Here is a 22,106-nt window from a genome sequence, read left to right as displayed (position 1 = left end):
AATGTATTCCACCTTTCTTCCGGGTTTTAGACTGGAGTTACCAGATCGAACTGATGCTTCACGGCATGGCTGTCCGCATAGCCTTCCTTCTCCCTCATGCTGGATAATGCCGAGGTCGGGCAGGCACCGATGCATTTCAGGCAGCCTTTACAGTACTGGTAGTCAATACCGAGCAGGAACATCTGCGAACGGCCCTTGCGGTCCAGGCGCTCTTCCCACACGAAGCATTGGTCAGGACATACCGTGTCACACTGTGCGCAGTTGATACAGGACTCGATCTCAAATGCCGGAAGCATACCGGAACGGGAGATGCTGAGATTCTTCAGGAAGCTGCCGCCCGGATTCGTGATCGTTCCGCCCATCGGCTGAGTCTCATAACCGAGAGCCGAGATATCGGAACGGACATATTCCGGCATGCTGTCGCCGGCAGCCAGCTCGAACTGCATGAATTTCACTTCATTGTAACCGCGCTCGAAGGTCGTGATGGCCGACTGGACGGCCTGCGGATATTTTTTGCCGAGCGACTTCTCAATGACACCCTTCATGATATCCGTATCCAGGAACGGGCAGAGCCGGAACAGCGCCCCGAGCATGGCCATGTTAACACGGTTCTTCTCCTTGAGTGCGATGCTGGTAGCATCGATTACCGCAATTGTGCCGGCCTTCATCTTCAGCAGCTCTCTGAGTTCTTCCGGCGTCTTGGCCGAGTTCACAAGAACGGTGCTGTGTTCATGAATTCCGCTGGTTACATTCACGGTCTTGGCAAGTGCTTCGTGAAATACGCCGACAACATGCGGACGCTCGACTGGTGAAGTATCGCGGATATGGGTATCCATATCACAGAAGCGGATGTGAGCCTTAACCGCAGACCCCTTCTTCTCCGAACCGTACGATGAGAAGCTGACGCCGTTCAGCCCTGCGCCGACCACTCCTGCTTCCGCCAGCATTTTACCTGCCAGGTTCGCGCCCAGGCCTCCAATGGATTCCAGACGAATCTCAAAGAATCCCAGTTCATTTACTATTGGCAATTGTACCACCGACATAACCCCTTTCTTAGTACATCCTTTTGACTTTTTCAACGATTGTAACTTGATTTTGCAAGCCGCGAAGTGACATATCTTGCATTTTCCACGCTCAGGAAATCACAGTTCTTTATAGATTCGGGCAGGTTTCTTTATATGCGACAGTGCGGTGTTATTTCAATAGAAAGAAAGCTTCCATGAAAACGACAAAATGTGAAAATTCTGTGTAATTCCGCACTTTCCCAAGCAAACTGTGGATGAGATGTCATCCTTAATTTAGCAATAAAATTAAAAATTAAGATGTTAAAAATATCACAGAATTTCGTGTAATGCGAAGCATCGTCAATGATCTTTATCCCTTTTGGAACAACATTTACTCTTAGTACAGTATCATTGGCATGTTTAAGAAATTGATAAGACAAGTAGTATTTTTTACCTTGTGAAGGGGGAATGAACTTTATAATCTAGTGTTGTTGATACTGTAGAAGAATACGTAAGTTAGCAAATGAAAAAGAACATCCCCTGTAAAGGAGATGCCCTTTATCATTCTACATATTAAAGTGGAAGTGCAAAAAATACAAAATGGTATGCCGACATATTCGGGTTATTGGGCGAATCAACTCTTACGTATACAGTAGCTCCTGGGGCAATGACCATATTAGCAAAATTTTGTCTTTCCGCTGTATTTGCTTGATCGAGGTAAATAGGACCAGTGTCACCCCAGCCCTCCTTTTTTATGATAACTGCCGCCCTAGTGGGCCCATTGCCTGGGAACCCTCCAACTAAGGCATTAGCTCGTACATAGTTAGGCGTAGTGTTGGTCCATTTAAACCAATCTTGTTCTGTTCCATTTTGAATAAAAAGATCATAGGTAACTCCCCCTAAGACCCCACCTTCTCCATTCAATATTAAACTTATTGCAGTAGACTCAGTATCCCCAATTCCAACCGATGCTGGAGAAATTTCCATGGATTGTACATTTTCTTCGGCAAATGCGGAAGCCGATGGTATCAATACGACAGCAGAGATAAGAAGAACAGACAGAAACTTTTTAATCTTCACAATTCTTCCGCCTTTCCAACCATTGTTAATCGGCCGATTACAACTTAAATAATACATCTGTCCCTATATTTTTGATATAGTCCATAAGATGTCAAATGATATATATTTTCTGAAGATTATTTTGTTATTATTTGTTATATTGTTGAATTAAATATCACATTATGTCATGTTCCTCTATTCTTGCATATTCAATGTAGGGACAAAGTCTGACAGATGTAGACATAATATAAACGTCTCAAGGAAACAAGCCATTTATAACCAGTACTGCTAGAGTGATAATCTTCTCCATAATGCCAGAACAAAATGCCTGCGGCATCCCCATTGTAGTCGCTTTTTCGACCATATCCGGGCCACACACCTCTGCCGCACCGAATGTAGTCGGTTTTTCGACCATATCCGGCCCACACACCTCTGCCGCACCGAATGTGGTCGGTTTTTCGACCATATCCGGCTATTCGGTGAAATCAGCGAAGTCATTCCTATTACTGATCCAGAATATAGTCATCCTGCCGATGCTCCAAGACACTTCCCCCAACTTTATGCACAACTTATCCATATCGGACGTAAATCATAATTTCCTAATCAATTAAAAAAGCAGCTTCACCAGGTTTACACCGGGAAGCTGCTAGGTAACGCTTAGTACGCCCACCAGTTGCCTGACATGACAATCATGGAGAACAGCTTGATGCTGTCTTCATAGTAATCCTCTGCCGCGCTGTTCGCCGTATGGCTCCACAGGGAGTTCAGCCAGCTCTGGTTGGCGGAGGAGGTCATTGCGCTTACGCCGAAGGGGGCATAGAATGCGCCGCTGTTATAGCTGCCGAAGGTGGTTCCGTTCAGCTTATAGCCATCCTTGATGTTACCCGGCGTATTGCTTGCTTTGGTCTTGATCCAGCTGTTCAGCTGATTCAGCTGGGATAAGGCCCGGTTATCGCCTGTCAGCAGATAATCGGTGGTGATCCGCCACGGGGTGCGGCAGGAATTATAGTTATAGTTGCCGTCGTTGGCATCCTCCAGGAAATTAGCCGCAGCCGGCTTATAGGTATTGCTGGAGTAGACCACGAAGTCCGGCAGCAGGCCGGTGGTTGAGCTATAGCCGGTGTAGAGGCTGTTGATTAAGGTGTAGGTCTTGTTCGTTACATTCTGCCAGCGGGCATCCCCTGTAGCAGCCTGGAAGGCCTTCAGGTGATTGAGCATGAAGTCTGAAGGGCGGGTAGCCGTATTGTATGAGCCGCTGTTCGCCCAGTCCCCGAGACGGATCGTCCACTGGGTCTGATTAATCTCATTATCCATGATGGCGTTAATCATATTCGTCGCAGCCTGCAGATAGTTGACGGTTCCGCTGCTTCCCCATTGCTTGTGGGCCAGCAGCAGCGAGAAGGCAATATCCATATCTCCGTCGGTTGCGGAGTCTTCCCCTTCGATATTCTGGAAGCTGCTGTTCTGCTTCCAGGACATCAGATAGGGGTTGATGGCGCTTGGATGTGCTGTGTAATAATTGTAGAGTCCGTTGTAGTAGGTCTGTGCGTTACTGTCGTAGCCGGCCATCAGCACGGTGAACAGCATGCCATAGCCATGTGCTTCAGAGACCGTCTCCCCGGCTGAATTATATTTCACATAATATTTGCCTGTTCCGGCAGGCTTAAGATATGCGCCTTTCCAGGCATCCCATTTGGTCTTGACGGCGTTATCCATGACGGTCTGAGTGACATTATTCGGTTTAATGGTTCCGCTTGTATAGGTGGTGTGCTGCGGGAACGGTTTGTTCACAGCGGCGAAGGCAGACCCGGCAGGCAGGATAAATATGGCCAGACATAGAAGCATCAGACTTTTCCAGTGCAGCTTGCGTTTCCCTTGCTTGTTCATCATCCATTCACTCCTTGTGGTTGGGGTGGATACTTAAGAGAACCCATTGTATTCACAAACGGACAGCTGTAGGAAAAGTTCACCTCCTTACTGGATATTTCGGATGCTGCCTGCCGGACAAAAGTTAAAGCGCTTAAACTTTTGTCCCAAAAAAATAATCTTCTTCTACCAAAATTGTAAATCGGAACATATTTAATATATTATTCCAGAGAATCTATGTCAATAAGCATATGGTCCTACGTAAGAAGTGCCCGTTATGATAGCAAATAGAAGCCTGCCCAGCGGCCTTCCTCCATTGATGCAGCAACAGCCCCTTCAGCCGAAAGACAATTCATCCGGTTGAAGGGGCTAAGTCAACATCTCTATTCCTGCACTACAGTCCGGTTACTCCACATCGGTAATCATATGCTCTGCAATCAGCTGCTGCTTGCGGTTCCATAGCTGTTCGCTGAGATTCACGCGGAACACTTCCGGGTTCAGCTTGCGCAAGTACTCCGGCCAGAAGAGGTCGAGCTGCTCCTCATGGTAACGGCGGATCTCCGCCAGCTCCGGCAGGGTATAGACCTGGAACCCATTCACTACAATCGGCTCCAGCATCCGCACCGCGTCGTAGCGTTCCACATGCTTCTTCATATAAGGATGCAGCGGGTTGAACAGCTTCAGCCGTACTCCACTGCGGGGTGCTGGCTCATCGGCGGAGCTGATATAATCTGCCAGCGCCTTGCCGTTCTGGCCGATAATGCGGTAGACTTCCTTTTTGCCGGGAGTGGATACCTTCTCGGGATTCGAAGAGATCTTGATCGTGGGGATCATCTCGCCGCTTGGCGCTTCGATCTCTACCAGCTTATAGACACCGCCCAGTGAAGGCTGATCCGAAGCGGTAATCAGTTGGGTTCCGACCCCCCAGGTGTCGATCGCCGCCCCCTGCGACTTCAGGTTCATGATGGTGTTCTCATCCAGATCATTGGAGGCCACAATCTTCACATACTGCAGCCCGGCTTCATCCAGCATCTCGCGTGCCTTGCGGGACAGATAAGCAAGGTCACCGCTGTCCAGCCGGATGCCATTCATCCGTTTGCCCTGCGCTTCCAGCTTCTTCGCCGTGTTGATCGCATTCGGCACACCGCTGCGCAGGGTATCGAATGTATCCACCAACAGCGTCACGCCGTCCGGCATTACCCGCGCGTAAGCGTCGAACGCCTCCTGCTCGCTCGGGAAGCTCTGCACCCAAGAATGGGCATGGGTGCCCTTCGTAGGGATACCGAACTTTTTGCCGGCCAGCATGTTAGAAGTCGCATGGAAGCCGCCGACATAAGCGGCGCGAGCGCCCCAGACTGCGGCATCCGCTTCCTGCGCGCGGCGCGTTCCGAACTCCAGCAGCGTATCATTCGGGGCCACCTGCTTGATCCGTGACGCCTTGGTAGCAATCAGCGTCTGATAGTTCATGAAGTTCAGGATCGCAGTCTCGACAAGCTGCGCCTCCATAATCGTGCCTTCGACCCGGATCAGCGGTTCATCCTGGAACACCAGGGCCCCTTCCTTCATGGAGTGGAGACTGCCTTGGAAATGGAACTGCAGCAGCTCCTCCAGGAAGGCCGGCGCATAGTTCTCCTCCTGCTCCGACAGGTAGCGGATATCCTCTTCCGTGAACCGCAGCTCGGCGATATACTGGGCGATCCGCTCCAGCCCGGCAAATACAGCGAAGCCGTTGCCGAACGGCAGCTTGCGGAAATAGGCTTCGAACACCGCCCGGCGCTTGTGTGTACCATTCATCCAATGGGCATACATCATATTAATCTGGTATTTGTCTGTATGTAGAGCAAGTTCTCTCCTCAAGTCCTCATCTCCTAGTCATTCCACTGTTGTATTTGGGTTCTGTCTCTGCTGATGTGCTACTTCTCTATAGCGCCCGTGACAACGTTCGCCCCAAGACTGCCGCGGAAGTGTCCAAGCGCCCATACATGACCGTCAGGATTGAAGCTGGCGACGGCATCCTCATGCACCGTAATCCCGAAGCCGTGGTTGTAGGCATCCACTGCCGTATGCAGCACACAGATATCCGTACATACCCCGATCAGATGTACCTCGGTAATGCCCCGTTCACGCAGCTTCAGCGCAAGATCCGTGCCGCAGAAGGCGCTGTAACGCGTTTTGTCCATCCAGTAGATGGCTTCGCGGTTCGCCTCGTAGACAGCCTTCAGGCTGCCGTACAGCTCACGGCCCTCGCTTCCCCGCAGATTATGCGGCGGAAACAGCTTGGTCTCCGGGTGGTACGGGTCATCTGCTTCATGCAGATCTACAGCCATCACCACATAGTCCCCGCTGCGCACGAATTGCTCGGTCAATTCACTGACTCTGGGCGCAATATCGATGCCGGGCTGGCCGACAGGCAGGTTCCCGTCAACGAAATCATTCGTGAAATCAATTACAATCAGTGCTCTCATGGTAGGATAGCCTCCTAAAAGGTTAATGGGCCTGCACTTCCCGGCAGCTTACGTATAAATGGATAATAACGGCTCATGGTCCGTGAACATATAGAGCTGTGCCGGGCGCTGGGAGTATTGATTGGAGCTGAGCGGATTTCCCGCTTCATCGCTCACTTCTTTTAATATACCCTGACGGCTGCGTGTTGACGTAATTTTGCGGATAAAATTCGGTTCTTTGAATTCCGGCACCACCGTCTGGATCACCTGGTACAGCTCGCTCAGCGTGAAATGACGCGGCAGGAACTGCCGGGCAATCGTCGTCTGCAGCATCTGCTGCTGAATCCGCAGGTAGGCATCGGTAATAATATCATGGTGGTCAAAAGCCAGCTCCAGCTCCTCCAGCGCTTCCTGCAGTGTGAACAGGCCAACCTCGCCTGCATCATCCGAGGCCTGCCGCTGCTCCAGCATCCACTCCTCCACCAGAGCAAAGAAAGCATGGCTGATAATCCAGCCGCGCGGATCACGGCCCGGCTGGCTGTAGACGCCGAGATACTCCAGATGTCCGCCGTCCACACCCGTTTCTTCCTTCAGCTCGCGCGTAGCAGCATCATAGATCGATTCATCCTCCTGGCAAAAGCCGCCCGGCAGGGCCCACATGCCCGCACACGGCCATTTTTTGCGCCGGACCAGCATCACCTTCAGCTCGCGCAGCGGCAGCGTCTTCGTGACGGTCTTCCGCTCGCGCTTGGTCAGTGTAAACATGACAATATCCGCCGGAACGCCATCCGGAGTGCGGTACTTCTTGGCGTTATAGGTTTGTTCCGCGTTCTCAGTCACTATAGATCATCCTTTGCCGCAGCTATTGTTTGTTGTTCGTATCTTTTAATGTACCAAACCTGTCCGCCCAAAATCAACCGGAGCAGGCCGCAGATATGTAAAAGGGACGGATTCACATCCGCCCCCGGGTGATTCTGCATTAATCTCCGCAAGTGGAGGGCGGCGCCTCGGTGCCTGCTTCCACATTGATTTTATCCGAGACGGTATCCCTAATCACTGAAATCACCATCTGCAGCAGATAATTGATATCGCTCTGGCTCTGCTGGAACTCGTTCACAACCGGGATGCTGTCGATTTCATCCTGCAGCTCTTCAATCTCACGTTCAATCTTCGCGACCATCGCCTGGTTCTTGAAGCTCTCGAACGCCACGATCTCCTTCTGCTTCTTCTTAATTGTAGCAATAAGTCCCTGCACACGCTCGTGATTCAGAATCTTCTGCTCGGCCTGCTGGAAATGACGGACCTCCTCACTGGTGGAGATGAGTGCAGCCAAGTCCTTCGCCTTGCCCATAATATCCTCCCGGACAATTAAATCGCGGGTATTGTGGGTCTGCATGCCATATTCATTCAGTCGTGCTTCTTCCTGGCTCATTCTTCTCGCCTCATTTCTCTATAATTAGAGGACCGCTGCGGCTTCCGCCTGATAGTCCCCCTGGATGTACCAAGTCTTCGCGCCGGTGATGCTCACCTGCACCAGCGTGCCGATCAGGGAGGACGGGCCTTCGAAATGCACCAGCTTACTGTCACGGGTACGTCCGGCCAGCATCCGGGCATTATTCTTGCTCGCACCTTCCACCAATACCTCCACCCGCCGGCCCAGCATCCGCTCATTCCCCAGACGGCTCTGCTCCTTGATCAGATCATTCAGACGCTGGAGACGCGCGCTCTTAACCTCTGGCGGAACATTATCGTCCATCCCGGCTGCCGGAGTCCCTTCGCGCGGAGAATAAATGAAGGTATACGCCATATCATACCCTACTTCGCGCACCAGGGACAGTGTCTCCTCGAACTGCTCCTCCGTCTCACCGGGGAAGCCGACGATAATATCCGTAGTCAGCACCGCATCCGGCACGCCTGCCTTAATCTTACGGACCAGCTCCAGATAGGCTTCACGGGTATATTTGCGGCTCATCCGCTTCAGCACGGCTGTACTTCCCGACTGCACCGGCAGATGGATATGCTCCACCAGATTGCCGCCTTTGCCCAGCACGTGAATCAGTTTATCGTCAAAATCACGCGGATGCGAGGTCATGAACCGGATACGCGGAATATTAATCCCCCGCATGTCGTCCATCAGGTCGCCGAAGGTATAATCAATGTCCGTAAAATCCTTGCCGTAGGCGTTCACGTTCTGCCCCAGCAGCGTTACTTCCTTGAAGCCCTGGCGGGCCAGCTCCCGCACCTCGGCAATGACATCCTCGGGACGTCTGCTCCGCTCCTTCCCCCGGGTGAACGGCACAATACAATACGTACAGAACTTGTCGCAGCCGTACATAATATTCACCCAGGCGCGCAGACCCTCCCGTTTCTTCGGCAGATTCTCTATGATATCGCCTTCCTTGGACCAGACCTCAATGACCAGCTCGCGGCTGAACACCGCTTCCTTAATCAGCTCCGGCAGGCGGTGGATATTATGTGTGCCAAAAATCAGATCCACGAAGCCGTATCGGCTCATGATCCGGTTGACCACGCCCTCCTCCTGGGACATACAGCCGCAGATCCCCAGGAGCAGGCCGGGCTTCTCCAGCTTCAGTGTTTTGAGATGGCCCAGCTCTCCGAATACCTTATCCTCCGCATTCTCGCGGATCGCACATGTATTAAGTAGTATAATATCAGCTTCGCTGCGGTCTTCAGCCGCCCGGTAGCCGAGCTGCTCCAGCATCCCCTTCATCGTCTCCGTGTCATGCTCATTCATCTGGCAGCCGTAGGTGGTAATATGATAGCTCTTGCCTGCACCGAAATCCGCCATCTCCGGCGGAATGTCGAAATGATACAGCACTTCAATCTCTTCCTTGCCCCGCCGCTTGCCTTCCTTGTAATCGGGCTGGCTATTGATCTGCACGTTCCTGCCTTTGATCCGGTAAGTGGTCTTGCCTTCAGTCTCGCTGACGATCTTGGCATCCGTGAAATCGAAATACTGCCCGTAATCCTTGCTCCCCTTCGCCATGCTAAAGTCACATCCTCTGCTGATGTCCCCATATTTTCCGTGCTTTCTAATGTAAAATTATATCATACCGCTCCCAAGATAATCCATTCTGAACATTTCAGGAGCTAGGGGCTTTACTGTAACGTATACGTTATCGTTTATAGTGATGATAAGGAGGGAGTCGTGACTATGATCCGTATTGGCGATTTAGCGAAGACAGCGAATATCAGCAAAAGAACCTTATACCACTATGAGCATATTGCACTGCTGCAGCCCACAAGGGTCTCTGAGAACGGTTACCGCTTCTACGATAACCAAGCTGTAATCCGGCTTCAAAAAATTCTGTTATTGAAATCGATCGGCTACACCTTAGAGCAAATAAAAGAGCTGTTACAGAATCAGAGCCCTGCGGATGAACATGACCATTGGATAGCATCATTGCATGAGCAGATCGAGCTGATCGAACAAAAAAAAGAAGAGTTAAGCCGCAAGCAGTATTATCTCAGGTCTACTCTTCATACCGTCCGGCTCAAAGGTACAGAGCATCTGCAAGATTTAATGCAGGTCCTTGCGGCTATGAATGACCGTCCTCTAAGCGATGGAATCATTCCAGCCGAATTCAGGGAGGAGCCGTCACTAACTGTTGAGGAGGTTGAGCTGCTTAAGCGTCTCCCTATCCTGGGCGGCGGCAGCAACAAAGCGGAGGAGCTTGTACGCCTTTTAGAGCAAGCCGTATCGTTGATGGCCTCGTCCCCCTATTCTTCAGAAGCTCAAATGCTGGCTGGCCGTTTATATAACATGGCGCTGGACCTTTTTGAAGGTAATGAGACGCTGCTGGATAGATATTGGGAAATGATCCGGCCCGCTGATGGTGCGACTCCTGTCGTGATGGGCATGGATAGCGCAATGATGTCTTTTATAGATGAGATGATCGGATATTATCTTGGGCATAGAGAGGAGAACCGGCATGAATAGAGGGCTACAATCACTGGGCATTCTTAAGAATCTTTGGATGCTGGCTGTACTGGCAGGAGTAGTGATCCTATTGTCAGCCTGTGGAACAGCTACAGATCCAATACCTGAAAAGAAAGCTGAGGAGTCAATAGCAACGGTTGAACCGGAAGCGGACGCTATACTCGTAGAGGTGCTAATTGAAAGTGATAGTGATGCAGCACTTAATCTGGAGGTGGAAGTCAATGCCCGTGACCATCCGCAGAGTGTGTATTTCGATTCTATCCAACTCCCTTACAGAGAGGAATTCGCTGTCCCCAAAGACACGTTCATACCGTTAACCTCTACTAGGGTACAAGCTGAAAAGGATGCCGATGCCACTTGGATAAGCTGCACAATCCTGTATGACGGGGAGGTAGTGGCGACCCACAAATCCCGAGGGGATAGCGCAATGTCTGTATGCGAGAAGAAGTTCCTCCTGGGGCCGGGATAAGGAGTACGATCGGGAAATCCGGTCCTACCGCGCGGCGGCAGGAAGAGAGGGCAAGTCAGTAGTCCGACTATTGCTTCTTGTATAGCATCAGATTTAAAATAACTTCATTGCTTAGAGCTTCAGTATGAGGCACGCAACTCAGGAGTATCTCCAGCGCAAGTGGAAACGCTTTGCCGTCCTTTTAAAGGACGGTACCGTTTCAGCGAGAAATGTGCTGCGCGCTAGCAAATGTATGCTGTTTTTCACATACATTCGGACCATCAGCCTACACGCCAGCAAATGTATGCTGTTTTCCGCATACATTCGGGCCACCAGCCTGCGCGCCAGCAAATGTATGCTGTTTTCCGCATACATTTTGAGCTCCTCATATACTCATGCGGCCTCCGGATCATTCAAAGAGTACTTCTTCCCACGCTATGCCTCTTATCCACAACAGACGGATAATATAAGTTCCTATACGACAAAAAAGCCCGGCCTATGTAAGGTCCCGGACTTATTTATTACAACCAGCTTGCCTCCGGACGTTTTAACCCCCAAGCCTATAGATCAAAATCGATGCGTTGGAGTTGATCTGCGTTCCTCCGGCTAAGGTCTGTAAATTGATTGCAGCGGCACTGGAATGGTTCCTTAAAGTGATTACATCGCCGGGGACTACAGAGATAATAACCATCCCGGGGTTAGGCTGTGTTCCCGCTCCTGAACCATAGACGCTGCCACCTACAGGTGCACCGTTCAGATACAAAGTGAACTGATTCGGTTCCACTGCGGTGATAATGAAGATTACCGCATAATCTCCTGCGTTCTCAACATTAATCTGAGCTGTATTAGGGGTATGCGAGAAGCCGACAAGACTCTCATTGCTGTCAAAAGTAACATCCGCTTCGGTAGCCACGGTCTGAGCCGCCGTATTGAAAATATAAGCATAAGATGACGCCAGTACGCCTGTGACTCCCGTTACACCAGTCACACCTGTTGCACCCGTTACTCCAGTGGCACCCGTTACCCCCGTTACCCCCGTCACACCCGTCACACCCATCGCACCCGTCGCACCCGTTACTCCCGTCACACCCGTTGCACCCGTCACACCTGTGGCTCCCGTTACTCCTGTGGCTCCCGTTACTCCTGTGGCTCCGGTGACTCCTGTTGCCTCTTCTCCCAGCAACTCCTGCGAGACCAGACGGTGTGCTGTCACCAGCTGCCCGCTGGCATTTTGGCCCCATAGGGATACCTGCGCCTCGGAGACTGCTGTTCCTGTCGTGTTGAACACGAATTCAAAAGCATCCAGGTCCGCATAGTAAATTTTGGTAACCACTTGGGAGGGGGCCACACTGATCTCCTCCTGCACATATAAGGTGCGTATGCCGTTCAGGGTATAACCCAAAATAAGAATATCGAAGAATCCGGTTATATTACGGCCGTCTATTTTGAGTGTTACCCTTTGAGTCGGGCGGGTCCCCGTATTGCTTGCAATATTATTCTCAATCGGTCCTGTAGATAAAATGGCCATTTTCCAGCTCCCCTCTCAAGCTAAATCCAGCTATATTAATAGCAGTATTCGAGAGAAAACAGAAGAGTGTTGGCATATTGACATTATTATAAGAAACAGTAACAATCAGTACATCTTCAAAGATTCACCCGCAAAAAAACACCCCATGCAGGCAGCCATGAGCTGATAGACTTGAAGTCTAACCTAATGGCTTGGCACAGGGTGTTACAGATCAAGCTCTATTGATTAATACAATGTCTTGGTAGACTCCGAGGTGAACGGAATAATCTCGTTAATCTTGCCTGCCTGTACCTTGGCAGGCCAAGCCGGATCGCTGATCAAGGCTCTGCCTACCGCCACCAGATCGAACTCTCCCTTATCCAGCCGGAGCAGCAGCCGCTCAAGGTTGTTATCCTCATTCTTCTCCATAACCGCACTGGTGAATGCGCTGTCCAGGCCGACAGAGCCCACTGTAATCGCTGGTTTGCCCGTAATTTTCTTCGTCCAGCCCGCCAGATTCAGCTCAGAGCCTGCAAATTCAGGCTCCCAGAACCGCCGGGTGGAGCAATGGAAGATATCTACCCCGGCATTGCTGAGCGGGGTCAGGAAACGGGCCAGATCCTCCGGCGTCTCCGCCAGCTTAGCGTCATAGGCCCCGCTCTTCCACTGCGAGAAGCGGAGTACGATCGGGAAATCCGGTCCTACCGCACGGCGGCAGGCATCGATCACTTCCACCGCGAAGGTGGTGCGCGCTTCCAGATCGCCGCCGTATTCATCGGTCCGGCGGTTGGTCTTCTCCCAGAAGAACTGGTCGATCAGATAGCCGTGGGCACCGTGCAGCTCAATGCCGTCGAAGCCAATGGCTTTGGCCGCCTTCGCTGCCTTGGCAAAAGCACTGACGATGGCCTGAATCTCGCTCTTAGTCATCGGCTCTGTGACTTGCTCTCCGGCCAGATTCAGCCCGGACGGACCGATCGGCAGCGCCGAAGCATTAGGCCCCTCACCGATCTTGCGGGCCATGCCGACATGCCAGAGCTGAGGCATAATCTTGCCTCCGGCAGCATGCACCTCATGCACGACCTGCGCCCATCCCGCAAGGGAGGCTTCGCCATGGAAGTTCGGGATATCCTGATGGCTGACTGCCGCCGGATGATCAATGGCCGTGCCTTCGGTAATGATCAGACCCACCCCGCCTTCCGCGCGGCGGCGGTAATACGCCGCCACTTCAGGGCCAGGTACGCCCTCAGGAGAATGCACCCGGGTCATCGGCGCCATCACCACACGGTTACTGAGGGACAAGCCTCCGTATTCAAAAGGTTCAAACAATGCAGCAGCATTCATAATTCACTAGCCTCCATTTCATACGATGATTACTTACTTGATGATTACTTTAAGTAAGCATAGTATGACGGTTCCCGGCGGCAAATGCAAATGACTGCCAGTTCAAGAGATTTGAAAAGTCTTATAAGTCCAGCACTCCGGCTTTTGGAGTCACCCGGAAGGCTGCAGCCAGATCTGCCAGCTGCTGATCGGTGATCTTCTGCCGAATCTCTCTTCCGCCGATCAGGTTATAGACAATCGCAGCCTTTTCAATCGTTTCAACCAGTCCGAAGGTGGCATCCATCGTCGCACCAGTAACAAATATCCCATGCTGCGGCCAGATGACCACGCGGTATTCCTTCATCCGGTCAGCGGTGGCCCGGCCGATCTCGCTGCTCCCCGGCACCATCCAGGGAATGACGCTGACGCCATCCGGGAAGACCACCAGACATTCTGTGCACATCTCCCACAGCGTCTTGGTGAATTTCAGCTCATCCAGATCATGGGTGAAGGTCATGGCAATTACATTTGTTGCATGGGTATGCAGCACAATCCGGTGCGCCGGATCTACCTTCAGCCGTTCGATATGGCTCATGAAGTGGGAAGCCAGCTCACTGGTCGGAACAGCGCCATTACGCAATCCCCATAACACCTCCACACTCTCGCCGCTGCTGCTGACACGCAGCACACCCAGATTGGCCTCCGGGTCCTTGATCACATTACGGAAATACTTGCCTGATCCGGTAACGATGAAGTATTTGCCCGCCAGCTCGGCTACAGGGAAGGTAAGGCTGATCGTGCGCAGCGGCTCGCGGATATTGATATACTTGGCTACCTCTTCTTCATCCAGGAGGTAACTGACGTTGCCCCCGTTCAGCTCATCCCAGCCCAGCGACCACATGTGATGGGTAATTTCGGACATTTCCTCGATAAAAGGCGCGGTGACGCCGGATATATACCCTTTGGATTCAATTACGGAAGTACTCATATGCTCTCTCCTTCTATATGCACCCTAAGCGTGCGGGTACTTGTTATTTATTATTTCAGCAGTCATTGTGATTTCAGCAGCCTGATCTTATCTTAAAGCCAATACATCCTGTTCATAGCGCTTCACTTCAGCCAGCCACCCCTCGCGGACCGGGGTCCCCTGCGAAGCGCAGTAGTAATCCCAGACAGCACCGAACGGGTAGGACTTGAATTCTTCCACCAGGGCCAGCCGTGAGGTATAATCTCCGGCCCGCTCAATGGCACGAAGCTCCTCTACCGGCTCCAGCATAGCGCGCAGCAGCGCCTTGATCGTATTGCGCGTGCCGATTACCCAAGCCGCCAGGTGATTGATACTGCCGTCGAAGAAGTCGAGGCCGATATGCGTACGCGGCAGCAGATCCCCGCGAACCAGCTCGCGGGCAATCTCCAGCAGCTCATCGTCCATCGTGACCACATGATCGCTATCCCAGCGGACCGGTCTGCTGACATGCAGCAGCAGCTGCTCGCTGAACATCAGGATAGAGCTGAGCTTGTTCGAGATCACTTCCGTCGGATGGAAATGCCCGGCATCCAGGCAGATGGCCTTACCGCGTGTCAGGCCGTAGCCCATGTAGAACTCATGCGAACCGACAACGTAGCTCTCCGAGCCGATACCGAACAGCTTGCTCTCCACGGCATCGATAGTGTACTGCGGATCCATCTCCTCGCTGAAGATTTCGTCCAGCGATTCCTTCAGTCGCATGCGCGGTGCCAGCCGGTCTACCGGAGTATCCTTGTAGCCGTCAGGCACCCAGAAATTCGTCACACACGGCTGGCCCAGCTCGCGGCCGAAGTGCTCGGCAATGCTGCGGGAAGCCTTGCAATGCTTAATCCAGAAGCTGCGGATCTCTTCGTCCGCATGGCTGAGGGTGAAGCCGTCAGCCGCCTTCGGATGCGAGAAGCAAGTCGGATTGAAATCAAGGCCTAAGCCCTGCTCCTTGGCCCATTCCACCCAGTTGGCGAAATGGCGCGGCGCCAGCTCATCCAGATCCACCTGCTCCTTCGTATCGGCATAGATCGCATGCAGATTGACCTTATGCTTGCCGGGAATCAGCGAGAGGGCCTTCTCCAGATCCTGACGCAGCTCATCCGGTGTACCGGCCCGTCCGGGGTAGCTGCCGGTCACGGCAATGCCGCCGCTCAGCTCTTTATCCTTGAACAAAAAGCCCCGTACATCATCGCCCTGCCAGCAGTGCAGCGATACTTTGATCTGCGCCAGCTTCTCCAGTACCTCATCCGTTTGAATTCCATGGGCTGCATATAATTTTTTGGCTTCGTTGTAGCTGTTAATGATGCTCTGATCCATGCTGTTGCCTCCTAATACGTATTGTGAACATCCGCTCCCGGATGAAGCTGCTCCCAGCGGACCAGCAGCTCCGCCAGCTGAGGAACCGGCTGTGGAAGATAAGACTGAATCGCGAAGGACTGTGAGATGATCTGCCGGGCTTCATGGATATCTGCCATGCGCCCCGCCTCAATCATCTGCACAGCCAGATTACCCAGGGCTGTGGATTCGGTCGGTCCGGCCAGCACCTCCCTGCCGGTAACATCTGCCGTCAACTGGCATAGCAGCCCATTGTTAGCGCCGCCGCCGACAATCTGCAGCACTTGAGTTAGCTCCCCGGTGAGTTCTTCCAGCTCAGCCAGATGACTGCGGTAGGATAACGCCAGACTGTCAAAGATACAGCGGGCCAGCTCGCCCGTAGTCTGCGGCACAGGCTGGCCGCTCTCCAGGCAGGCCTGTCGGATCTCCTGAATCATATCGTCCGGGTTCAAAAACCGCGGATGATTGCAGGGAATCAGGCTGCGGAAGCCTGGGCATTCACCGGCCTGCTCTGCTAGTTCCGCGAAGCTAAATCTTCCGCCGTCAAGTCTGCGCACTTCCTGAATCAGCCAGAGGCCCATAATATTCTTCAGGAACCGGTAAGTCCCGTAAGCGCCCCACTCGTTGGTATAATTAGCGGCCATCGCTCTGCTGTTATTGATCGGGTGATCCAGCTCTACTCCCAGCAGAGACCAGGTTCCGCTGCTAAGATAGGCTGACGCACGGTCCTTCTGAGCAGGCACACCGAGTACCGCAGATGCTGTGTCATGCGTAGCCACGCAGATCAGGCGGCATTCCGGCAGATCATACTCCGCGCGCAGCTCCTGCGTAATGAAGCCGAGATCCTCCCCAGGCTCGGTTAACGGAGCGAACTGTTCACGCCGCAGACCCAGGAATTCCAGCAGCTCGGCATCGAAATCACGGGCCGCAAGATCCAATAGCTGCGTCGTGGATGCATTGGTAACCTCGTTCATCTTACGTCCGCCGAGCCGGTAGTAGAGATAATCCGGCACCAGCAGAATCTGATCGGCCGCCTTCAGTTCTTCCCGGTCATGCGCATATAGCTGATACAGCGTATTGAAGGGAAGCTGCTGAATGCCCGTTTTGGCGTAGACCTTCTCGGGCGGAAGGAGCCGCCCGACTTCTTCCATCACCCCGTCGGTCCGGTGGTCACGGTAGGCATAGACCCGGCTTATCTGCTTGCCTTCGGCATCCAGCAGCACATAATCTACCGCCCAGGTATCAATGCCGAGGGTGCATTCGTGAATGCCTCTTAGCTTCGCCTGCTGCAGACCGTTAATAATTTCATTCAATAAATAATCCATATCCCAGAAGCAGGAGCCTTCCTGCTCCGTGAAGCCATTGCTGAAACGGTGAATCTCCTCCAGTTGGAGGCTCCCGTCCACGAGCTGTCCGAGCACCAGCCGTCCGCTGGAGGCGCCGATATCGACGGCGATATGATAGGTCATAGGGAATCTCCTATTCTATGGGAGGTGATTTACAGAATTTTGCGGAATAACGCGATTACTTCATCTTTGGTAGGAATAAAAGGATTACCGGGCGCGCAGGCATCCTTCATGGCGTTCTCAGCCAGCAGATCGAGATCTACTTCCGCTACACCCAGCTCGGACAGCTTGGCAGGAATGCCAACCTCTTTGGACAAGGCCTTGATCGCCTCAATGACGTAATCCGCACATTCCTTGTCGCTGCGTCCTTCAGTCTGCATACCGGCCGCTCTGGCAATTGCTCTGAACTTCTCCGGCACATGCTTGGCATTCTCTTCTTCCACGTAAGGCAGCAGCATTGCATTGCACACGCCGTGCGGCAGATCATACACCCCGCCAAGCTGATGGGCCATGGCATGCACATAGCCTAAGCCTGCATTATTGAAGGCAAGGCCGCCGAGGAAGATCGCATAGACCATCTGCTCACGCGCTTCAATATCCTGTCCGTTCGTTACCGTCCGCGCCAGATTGCCGAAGATCAGCTCCACCGCAGCCAGTGCCGTAGCATCGGTTACCGGATATGCGCCTGGAGTGACCAGCGCTTCAATCGCATGCGTCAGTGCATCCATGCCCGTAGCCGCCGTCAGCGCAGCAGGCTTATCGACCATCAGCTCCGGATCATTCACCGAGATGGTGGCGATACTGTTCTTGTCTACCATGACCATCTTGATCTTGCGCTCTTCATCTGTAATCACGTAGTTGATCGTCACTTCACTTGAAGTCCCGGCCGTCGTGTTCACCGCGACAATCGGCAGAGATTTATTCTTGGATTTGTGAACGCCTTCATAATCGGCAATATGCCCCCCGTTGGTGGCAACAATGCCGATGGCCTTAGCCGTATCCTGCGGCGAGCCGCCGCCGATGGAGATCAGATAGTCACATTCGTGCTGCTTCAGGAAATCTACGCCGTCATGAACATTTTTGCAGGTAGGGTTCGGCTTCACTTCATCATATACCACATACTGAATCCCCGCCTCCTCCAGCACAGCCAGCAGCCTTCCGGCGATTCCGCTCTTCATCAGGAACTTGTCTGTGACCACAAGCGCCTTGTTCAGCTTCAGCTCTTGAATGTACGGGGCGATGTCCTTCAGACAGCCCTTCCCCATCATGTTAATCGACGGCACATAATAGACATGAGTACTCATTGCTTAACCAGCCTCCCGGGCACGTAAATAGTTAATGAACACTGTAAGCGCACATCTCCCTGTTGACCTTCTCATCGTATCGCCGTTAATCTGTGTTGTCAACACTTTAAACACTAAATAAGTTGTTTTTATTTGTTTATTGTTTGTTTTACGGGAAATAAGCAATCATTATTGTGGGTTTCAGAGCAAATCAGGTGAATTGTGTTGTACAACACAGAAATAACAGGCTATATTAAGACTATCAACTCTGGAAAGGTGATACGTATGCTCGCTGCCGAAAGACGCAAAAAAATAATCGACCTTGTCCATCAGGACAAGCGTGTGCTGGTGTCCGATCTGAGCCGGATGTTCGAGGTGACAGAGGAGACGATCCGCAGAGATCTGGAGAAGCTGGAGAAGGATGGCATTGTAAGCCGGACCTACGGCGGAGCCATGCTGAACAGGCATACCAATGAGGACCTGCCTTTTCTGACCCGGGGAGCACTCAATACGGATATCAAACGCGCAATAGCGATCCAGGCGCTGGATCTGATTAATGACGGGGATACGCTGATGGTCGACCCCAGCTCGACTTCGTTTGAATTCCTGAAGCTGCTGGGTAATAAAAGTAATCTGATGATCATCACCAATTCGATCAACATTCTCCATGAGTTCGCAAGTTCGAGCCACAGCATTATTTCTACAGGCGGCTCACTCCGCCACCGTTCCCTGTCGCTTGTCGGCCCCGTAGCCCATGAGACCATTCAGCGCTACAATGTGGACACCGCCGTAATCAGCTGCAAGGCCCTCGATATGGACCGCGGGGTCACCGATTCCAATGAACCGGAATGTGAGCTGAAGAAATATATGCTGCGCCAGGCACATAAGGTTGTGCTGCTCGCGGACCATACCAAGTTCGACCAGACGGCCTTCGCGAGGCTCGCAGAGCTAAGCCGGATCGATGTGCTGATTACCGACCGCAAGCCTTCGGAGGCGTGGCTGAAGCTGTTGTCCGAGAAGAATGTGGAAGTGCTGTACTAAGTTCATGGGAAATCATTTTAGGGAGGAGAAATGGGCAAATGGGCAAAAAGAGAAAAACCTTACCCGCCGACTTCGGCGAGCTGGTTAAATCAGGGGATGTCGATGCACTAAAGGCTGTTTTTGAAAAATGTGATTGGGATGCAACCTTGGGATATTACAAAGAACCCGCGCTCAGCATGCGGCAGATTCCGGATGAGCTGGTCCGCTGGCTGGTGGAGCAGGGTGCCGATATTAATGCGAGGGACAAATACCAGCGTACCCCGCTGTATTCCCAGGCTGGAACCTGGTCCGGCAATATTCCATTATTCCTGGAGCTTGGTGCAGAGCTGGAAGCCCTGGATTATCAGAACCAGACCCCGCTGCACGCTGCGGTTAACTATTACCGGACTCAGGCGGTACGGGATCTGGTGGCCCATGGCGCAAATGTCCATGCGGTAAATAAGTCGGGGAACACCCCGCTGTCCAAAGCTTTATTACAATGCCGGAATAGCGATATCGATAGCATGCTGGAAATCTCGCAGATCCTGCTTGATGCCGGAGCGGAGATCACACCGGAGATGAAGGAATCCGTGAGTAAGATCGGCAAAGCATTTGAATTCGCCAGATCCAATTTCAATAAAGAGCGCTTGAGTGAAACCGCAGATGCACTCGAATCCCTGTACAAGCTATTCGATGTGGAGCCTGTAGCAGCGCGGGTGATGCATGACGGCGTTTCCAAGATCGGGGTAAACAGCACAAGATGGCAGGATCAGCACCAGGAGCTGTGGGAATTACTAATCCCGGCGTCAGGACATGCGCTCACCGTGCAGGGAGAGGTCATTCGCATCACCGGCCGGATCTCACATGAAATCATGAATAACGGCGGAGGCAACTGGGATGCCGATTTCCGTAAAATGCTGAATGCGCTGCTCCGGCACTTCGCCTCGGGCACACCTCTGGACCCTGCGCACCTCAAGGAAGCGGCGGAATTAGCCGGTTACCTGCGCCATGGCAACGGCAATGATGAGCCGGCCAGATTATGCGAATTGGCCGTGAATTGGGTACTTGCCAATCCACAGCCCGTTTCGTTGCCGCAGCCGGATTACAAACGCTAAATGCTGAGACATCCAGCACTTGTCCTGCTCCCTATGAAGAAGCGGCTCCCTTGGAGAGCATAATATTCAGAATCGCCTGGTCTGTGGCGGCAAGCCCTTCCTGGACCAGGGTCTCCATATTCTTGATCGTATCCTCCACCTTCTCGAAAATGACACCATCACTCGGACTCGCGGAGATATTGTTCATGGCGAGAGTAGCAGACTGGATGGCCGCGTTGGTGGCCGTTGAGATTTTGAGCGCACAGGTTGGCTTGGCACCATCGCAGATCATGCCGGAAGTAGAGGCAATCGTATTCTGGATGGAGTGCTTGATCTGCGCCAGCGTCCCGCCCATCAGATAGACAATGCCGCTGCCCGCCCCCACTCCACCGGCAATGCCTGAGCCGCAGAGCGGGGACAGACGGCCAATGTAATGCTTCACATGGATGGTAATCAGATTGCTGAGCGCCATCGCTCTTGCCAGGGTCTCCTCATCCTTGCCGAGCAGCTCGGCCAGGGCAATGACCGGCATGGTACAGGCAATCCCCTGATTGCCGCTGCCCGCCGTCGTCATTACCGGCATGGCACTGCCGTCCATCCGTGCATCGGATGCGGCTGCCGTTGCGGCAATGATCCGGTTCGCCACATCCGCGCCGAACAGATTGAGGGCGGATTGCTGACTCATTTTCCGGCCCACCTGGAGACCATACTCCCCGCGCAGCCCTTCCTCCGAGATCGCCTTATTCATAACCGCTCCCTCCAGCAGGAAGCGAAGATCCCCGAATGGTGTATTCTGAACGAAGGCATAGATATCTTCGAGTGAGACCGAGTATACCTCGGGGTCCAGACTAAGCGGGTCTCCGCAGTCGGCCTTGTCCATTTTCGGCTCAAGCCGCTGGCCATCCTTCGCCAGATACTGCACATTCGTGTGCTCTTTTACCAGGATCGCTGTGGCGGTATGGTTCTTGCTGTGTACTCTCGCTTCTATATATAGCTTCTCCGGCGTATCCTTCAGCTCAACCTCCAGCAGCTTACGCTCCAGCAGTCCCTCTGCACTTGCCAGCTCCGCCGGGGTCAGCCCGGACAGAATCTCCAGCTTCCGCTCCGAGCGGCGCACCACCGCACCCAGGGCAGCCGCTATCGGCAAGCCCGTCTGGCCTGTACCAGGAATCCCCACACCCATCGCATTCTTGATGATATTGCCGCTGAGGAACAGCTCGATTCCTGTAATCTCTTCCTCAACCAGCTCAGCCGCCAACGAGACGGCATAAGCTACCGCAATCGGTTCAGTGCAGCCTTCTGCCGGCATAATTTCTTTGTGTAATACTTCCAGTAGGTTAACCATCTGTGCATCACCATTCCCTCTGTCTGTCTATCTATGTCTAATCTGTTTCTATATATAGT

Annotated in this window: 19 protein-coding genes; 4 read left to right on the top strand and 15 right to left on the bottom strand. The window is 52.7% G+C overall.

Translation table 11 applies throughout. The features are described from left to right. Positions 1-26 precede the first annotated feature (26 nt). The 8 genes from MKY64_RS08820 to miaB form a co-directional block, all read right to left on the bottom strand. On the bottom strand, positions 27-1,037 hold the full coding sequence (locus MKY64_RS08820; protein WP_209878490.1) for a 2-oxoacid:acceptor oxidoreductase family protein: 1,011 nt from the start codon (positions 1,035-1,037) through the stop codon (positions 27-29). Positions 1,038-1,577: 540 nt separating this feature from the next. Next, entirely contained in the window at positions 1,578-2,084 is a 507-nt protein-coding gene (locus MKY64_RS08815; RefSeq protein WP_339310051.1) for a hypothetical protein, read from the bottom strand. Between the two features lie 636 nt (positions 2,085-2,720). Next, the gene (locus tag MKY64_RS08810; RefSeq protein WP_235191857.1) at positions 2,721-3,953 is read right to left on the bottom strand and encodes a glycosyl hydrolase family 8; all 1,233 of its coding nucleotides are present in this window, start codon (positions 3,951-3,953) and stop codon (positions 2,721-2,723) included. Between the two features lie 381 nt (positions 3,954-4,334). Further along, a complete protein-coding gene (locus MKY64_RS08805; RefSeq protein ID WP_036724857.1) occupies positions 4,335-5,786 on the bottom strand; it encodes a nicotinate phosphoribosyltransferase in 1,452 nt (483 codons plus the stop codon). A gap of 56 nt (positions 5,787-5,842) precedes the next feature. Next, a complete protein-coding gene (locus MKY64_RS08800; protein WP_209878497.1) occupies positions 5,843-6,394 on the bottom strand; it encodes a cysteine hydrolase family protein in 552 nt (183 codons plus the stop codon). 48 nt (positions 6,395-6,442) lie between these two features. Continuing rightward, on the bottom strand, positions 6,443-7,213 hold the full coding sequence (locus tag MKY64_RS08795) for an NUDIX domain-containing protein (protein ID WP_036699096.1): 771 nt from the start codon (positions 7,211-7,213) through the stop codon (positions 6,443-6,445). A gap of 139 nt (positions 7,214-7,352) precedes the next feature. Next, entirely contained in the window at positions 7,353-7,805 is a 453-nt protein-coding gene (locus MKY64_RS08790; protein ID WP_076086829.1) for a RicAFT regulatory complex protein RicA family protein, read from the bottom strand. A 24-nt stretch (positions 7,806-7,829) separates the two neighbouring features. Beyond that, a complete protein-coding gene (gene miaB, locus MKY64_RS08785; RefSeq protein WP_339310055.1) occupies positions 7,830-9,380 on the bottom strand; it encodes a tRNA (N6-isopentenyl adenosine(37)-C2)-methylthiotransferase MiaB in 1,551 nt (516 codons plus the stop codon). 168 nt (positions 9,381-9,548) lie between these two features. Between miaB and MKY64_RS08780 the strand changes: the two genes are divergently transcribed. Both MKY64_RS08780 and MKY64_RS08775 read left to right on the top strand, forming a co-directional pair. Further along, on the top strand, positions 9,549-10,334 hold the full coding sequence (locus MKY64_RS08780) for a MerR family transcriptional regulator (RefSeq protein WP_340958038.1): 786 nt from the start codon (positions 9,549-9,551) through the stop codon (positions 10,332-10,334). After that, on the top strand, positions 10,327-10,803 hold the full coding sequence (locus MKY64_RS08775) for a hypothetical protein (protein ID WP_340952260.1): 477 nt from the start codon (positions 10,327-10,329) through the stop codon (positions 10,801-10,803). Before MKY64_RS08780 ends, MKY64_RS08775 begins: the two co-directional genes overlap by 8 nt. 526 nt (positions 10,804-11,329) lie before the next feature. Here the strand turns inward: MKY64_RS08775 and MKY64_RS08770 are convergent. From MKY64_RS08770 to MKY64_RS08745, 6 genes are all read right to left on the bottom strand, one after another. Next, complete coding sequence (locus MKY64_RS08770; protein WP_340952257.1) at positions 11,330-12,310, bottom strand: BclA C-terminal domain-containing protein; 981 nt, start codon at positions 12,308-12,310, stop codon at positions 11,330-11,332. Positions 12,311-12,535: 225 nt separating this feature from the next. Next, positions 12,536-13,630 (bottom strand): NADH:flavin oxidoreductase, encoded by a 1,095-nt coding sequence (locus MKY64_RS08765; protein WP_340952254.1) that lies wholly within the window; start codon positions 13,628-13,630, stop codon positions 12,536-12,538. A gap of 121 nt (positions 13,631-13,751) precedes the next feature. Then, complete coding sequence (gene rhaD, locus MKY64_RS08760) at positions 13,752-14,597, bottom strand: rhamnulose-1-phosphate aldolase (RefSeq protein ID WP_339248978.1); 846 nt, start codon at positions 14,595-14,597, stop codon at positions 13,752-13,754. 87 nt (positions 14,598-14,684) lie between these two features. After that, a complete protein-coding gene (gene rhaA, locus MKY64_RS08755) occupies positions 14,685-15,941 on the bottom strand; it encodes an L-rhamnose isomerase (RefSeq protein ID WP_340952252.1) in 1,257 nt (418 codons plus the stop codon). 11 nt (positions 15,942-15,952) lie between these two features. Further along, on the bottom strand, positions 15,953-17,428 hold the full coding sequence (gene rhaB, locus MKY64_RS08750; RefSeq protein ID WP_340952250.1) for a rhamnulokinase: 1,476 nt from the start codon (positions 17,426-17,428) through the stop codon (positions 15,953-15,955). Positions 17,429-17,457: 29 nt separating this feature from the next. Then, complete coding sequence (locus MKY64_RS08745; RefSeq protein WP_340952248.1) at positions 17,458-18,609, bottom strand: iron-containing alcohol dehydrogenase; 1,152 nt, start codon at positions 18,607-18,609, stop codon at positions 17,458-17,460. 264 nt (positions 18,610-18,873) lie between these two features. Here MKY64_RS08745 and MKY64_RS08740 point away from each other — a divergent pair, with 264 nt between their 5' ends. Both MKY64_RS08740 and MKY64_RS08735 read left to right on the top strand, forming a co-directional pair. After that, a complete protein-coding gene (locus tag MKY64_RS08740) occupies positions 18,874-19,629 on the top strand; it encodes a DeoR/GlpR family DNA-binding transcription regulator (protein ID WP_340952247.1) in 756 nt (251 codons plus the stop codon). 38 nt (positions 19,630-19,667) lie between these two features. Beyond that, positions 19,668-20,723: an ankyrin repeat domain-containing protein gene (locus MKY64_RS08735; RefSeq protein ID WP_340952245.1), complete on the top strand. Its 1,056-nt coding sequence runs from the start codon at positions 19,668-19,670 to the stop codon at positions 20,721-20,723. A gap of 31 nt (positions 20,724-20,754) precedes the next feature. Here MKY64_RS08735 and MKY64_RS08730 read toward each other — a convergent pair whose 3' ends face one another. After that, positions 20,755-22,047: an L-cysteine desulfidase family protein gene (locus tag MKY64_RS08730; RefSeq protein WP_340952242.1), complete on the bottom strand. Its 1,293-nt coding sequence runs from the start codon at positions 22,045-22,047 to the stop codon at positions 20,755-20,757. Positions 22,048-22,106 lie beyond the last annotated feature (59 nt).

It is taken from the genome of Paenibacillus sp. FSL R7-0210, from assembly GCF_038009085.1.
Lineage (GTDB): Bacteria > Bacillota > Bacilli > Paenibacillales > Paenibacillaceae > Paenibacillus_AQ > Paenibacillus_AQ silagei.
The sequence above is the reverse complement of the archived record's forward strand: the minus strand, read 5'-3'. Positions and strand labels throughout refer to the sequence as shown.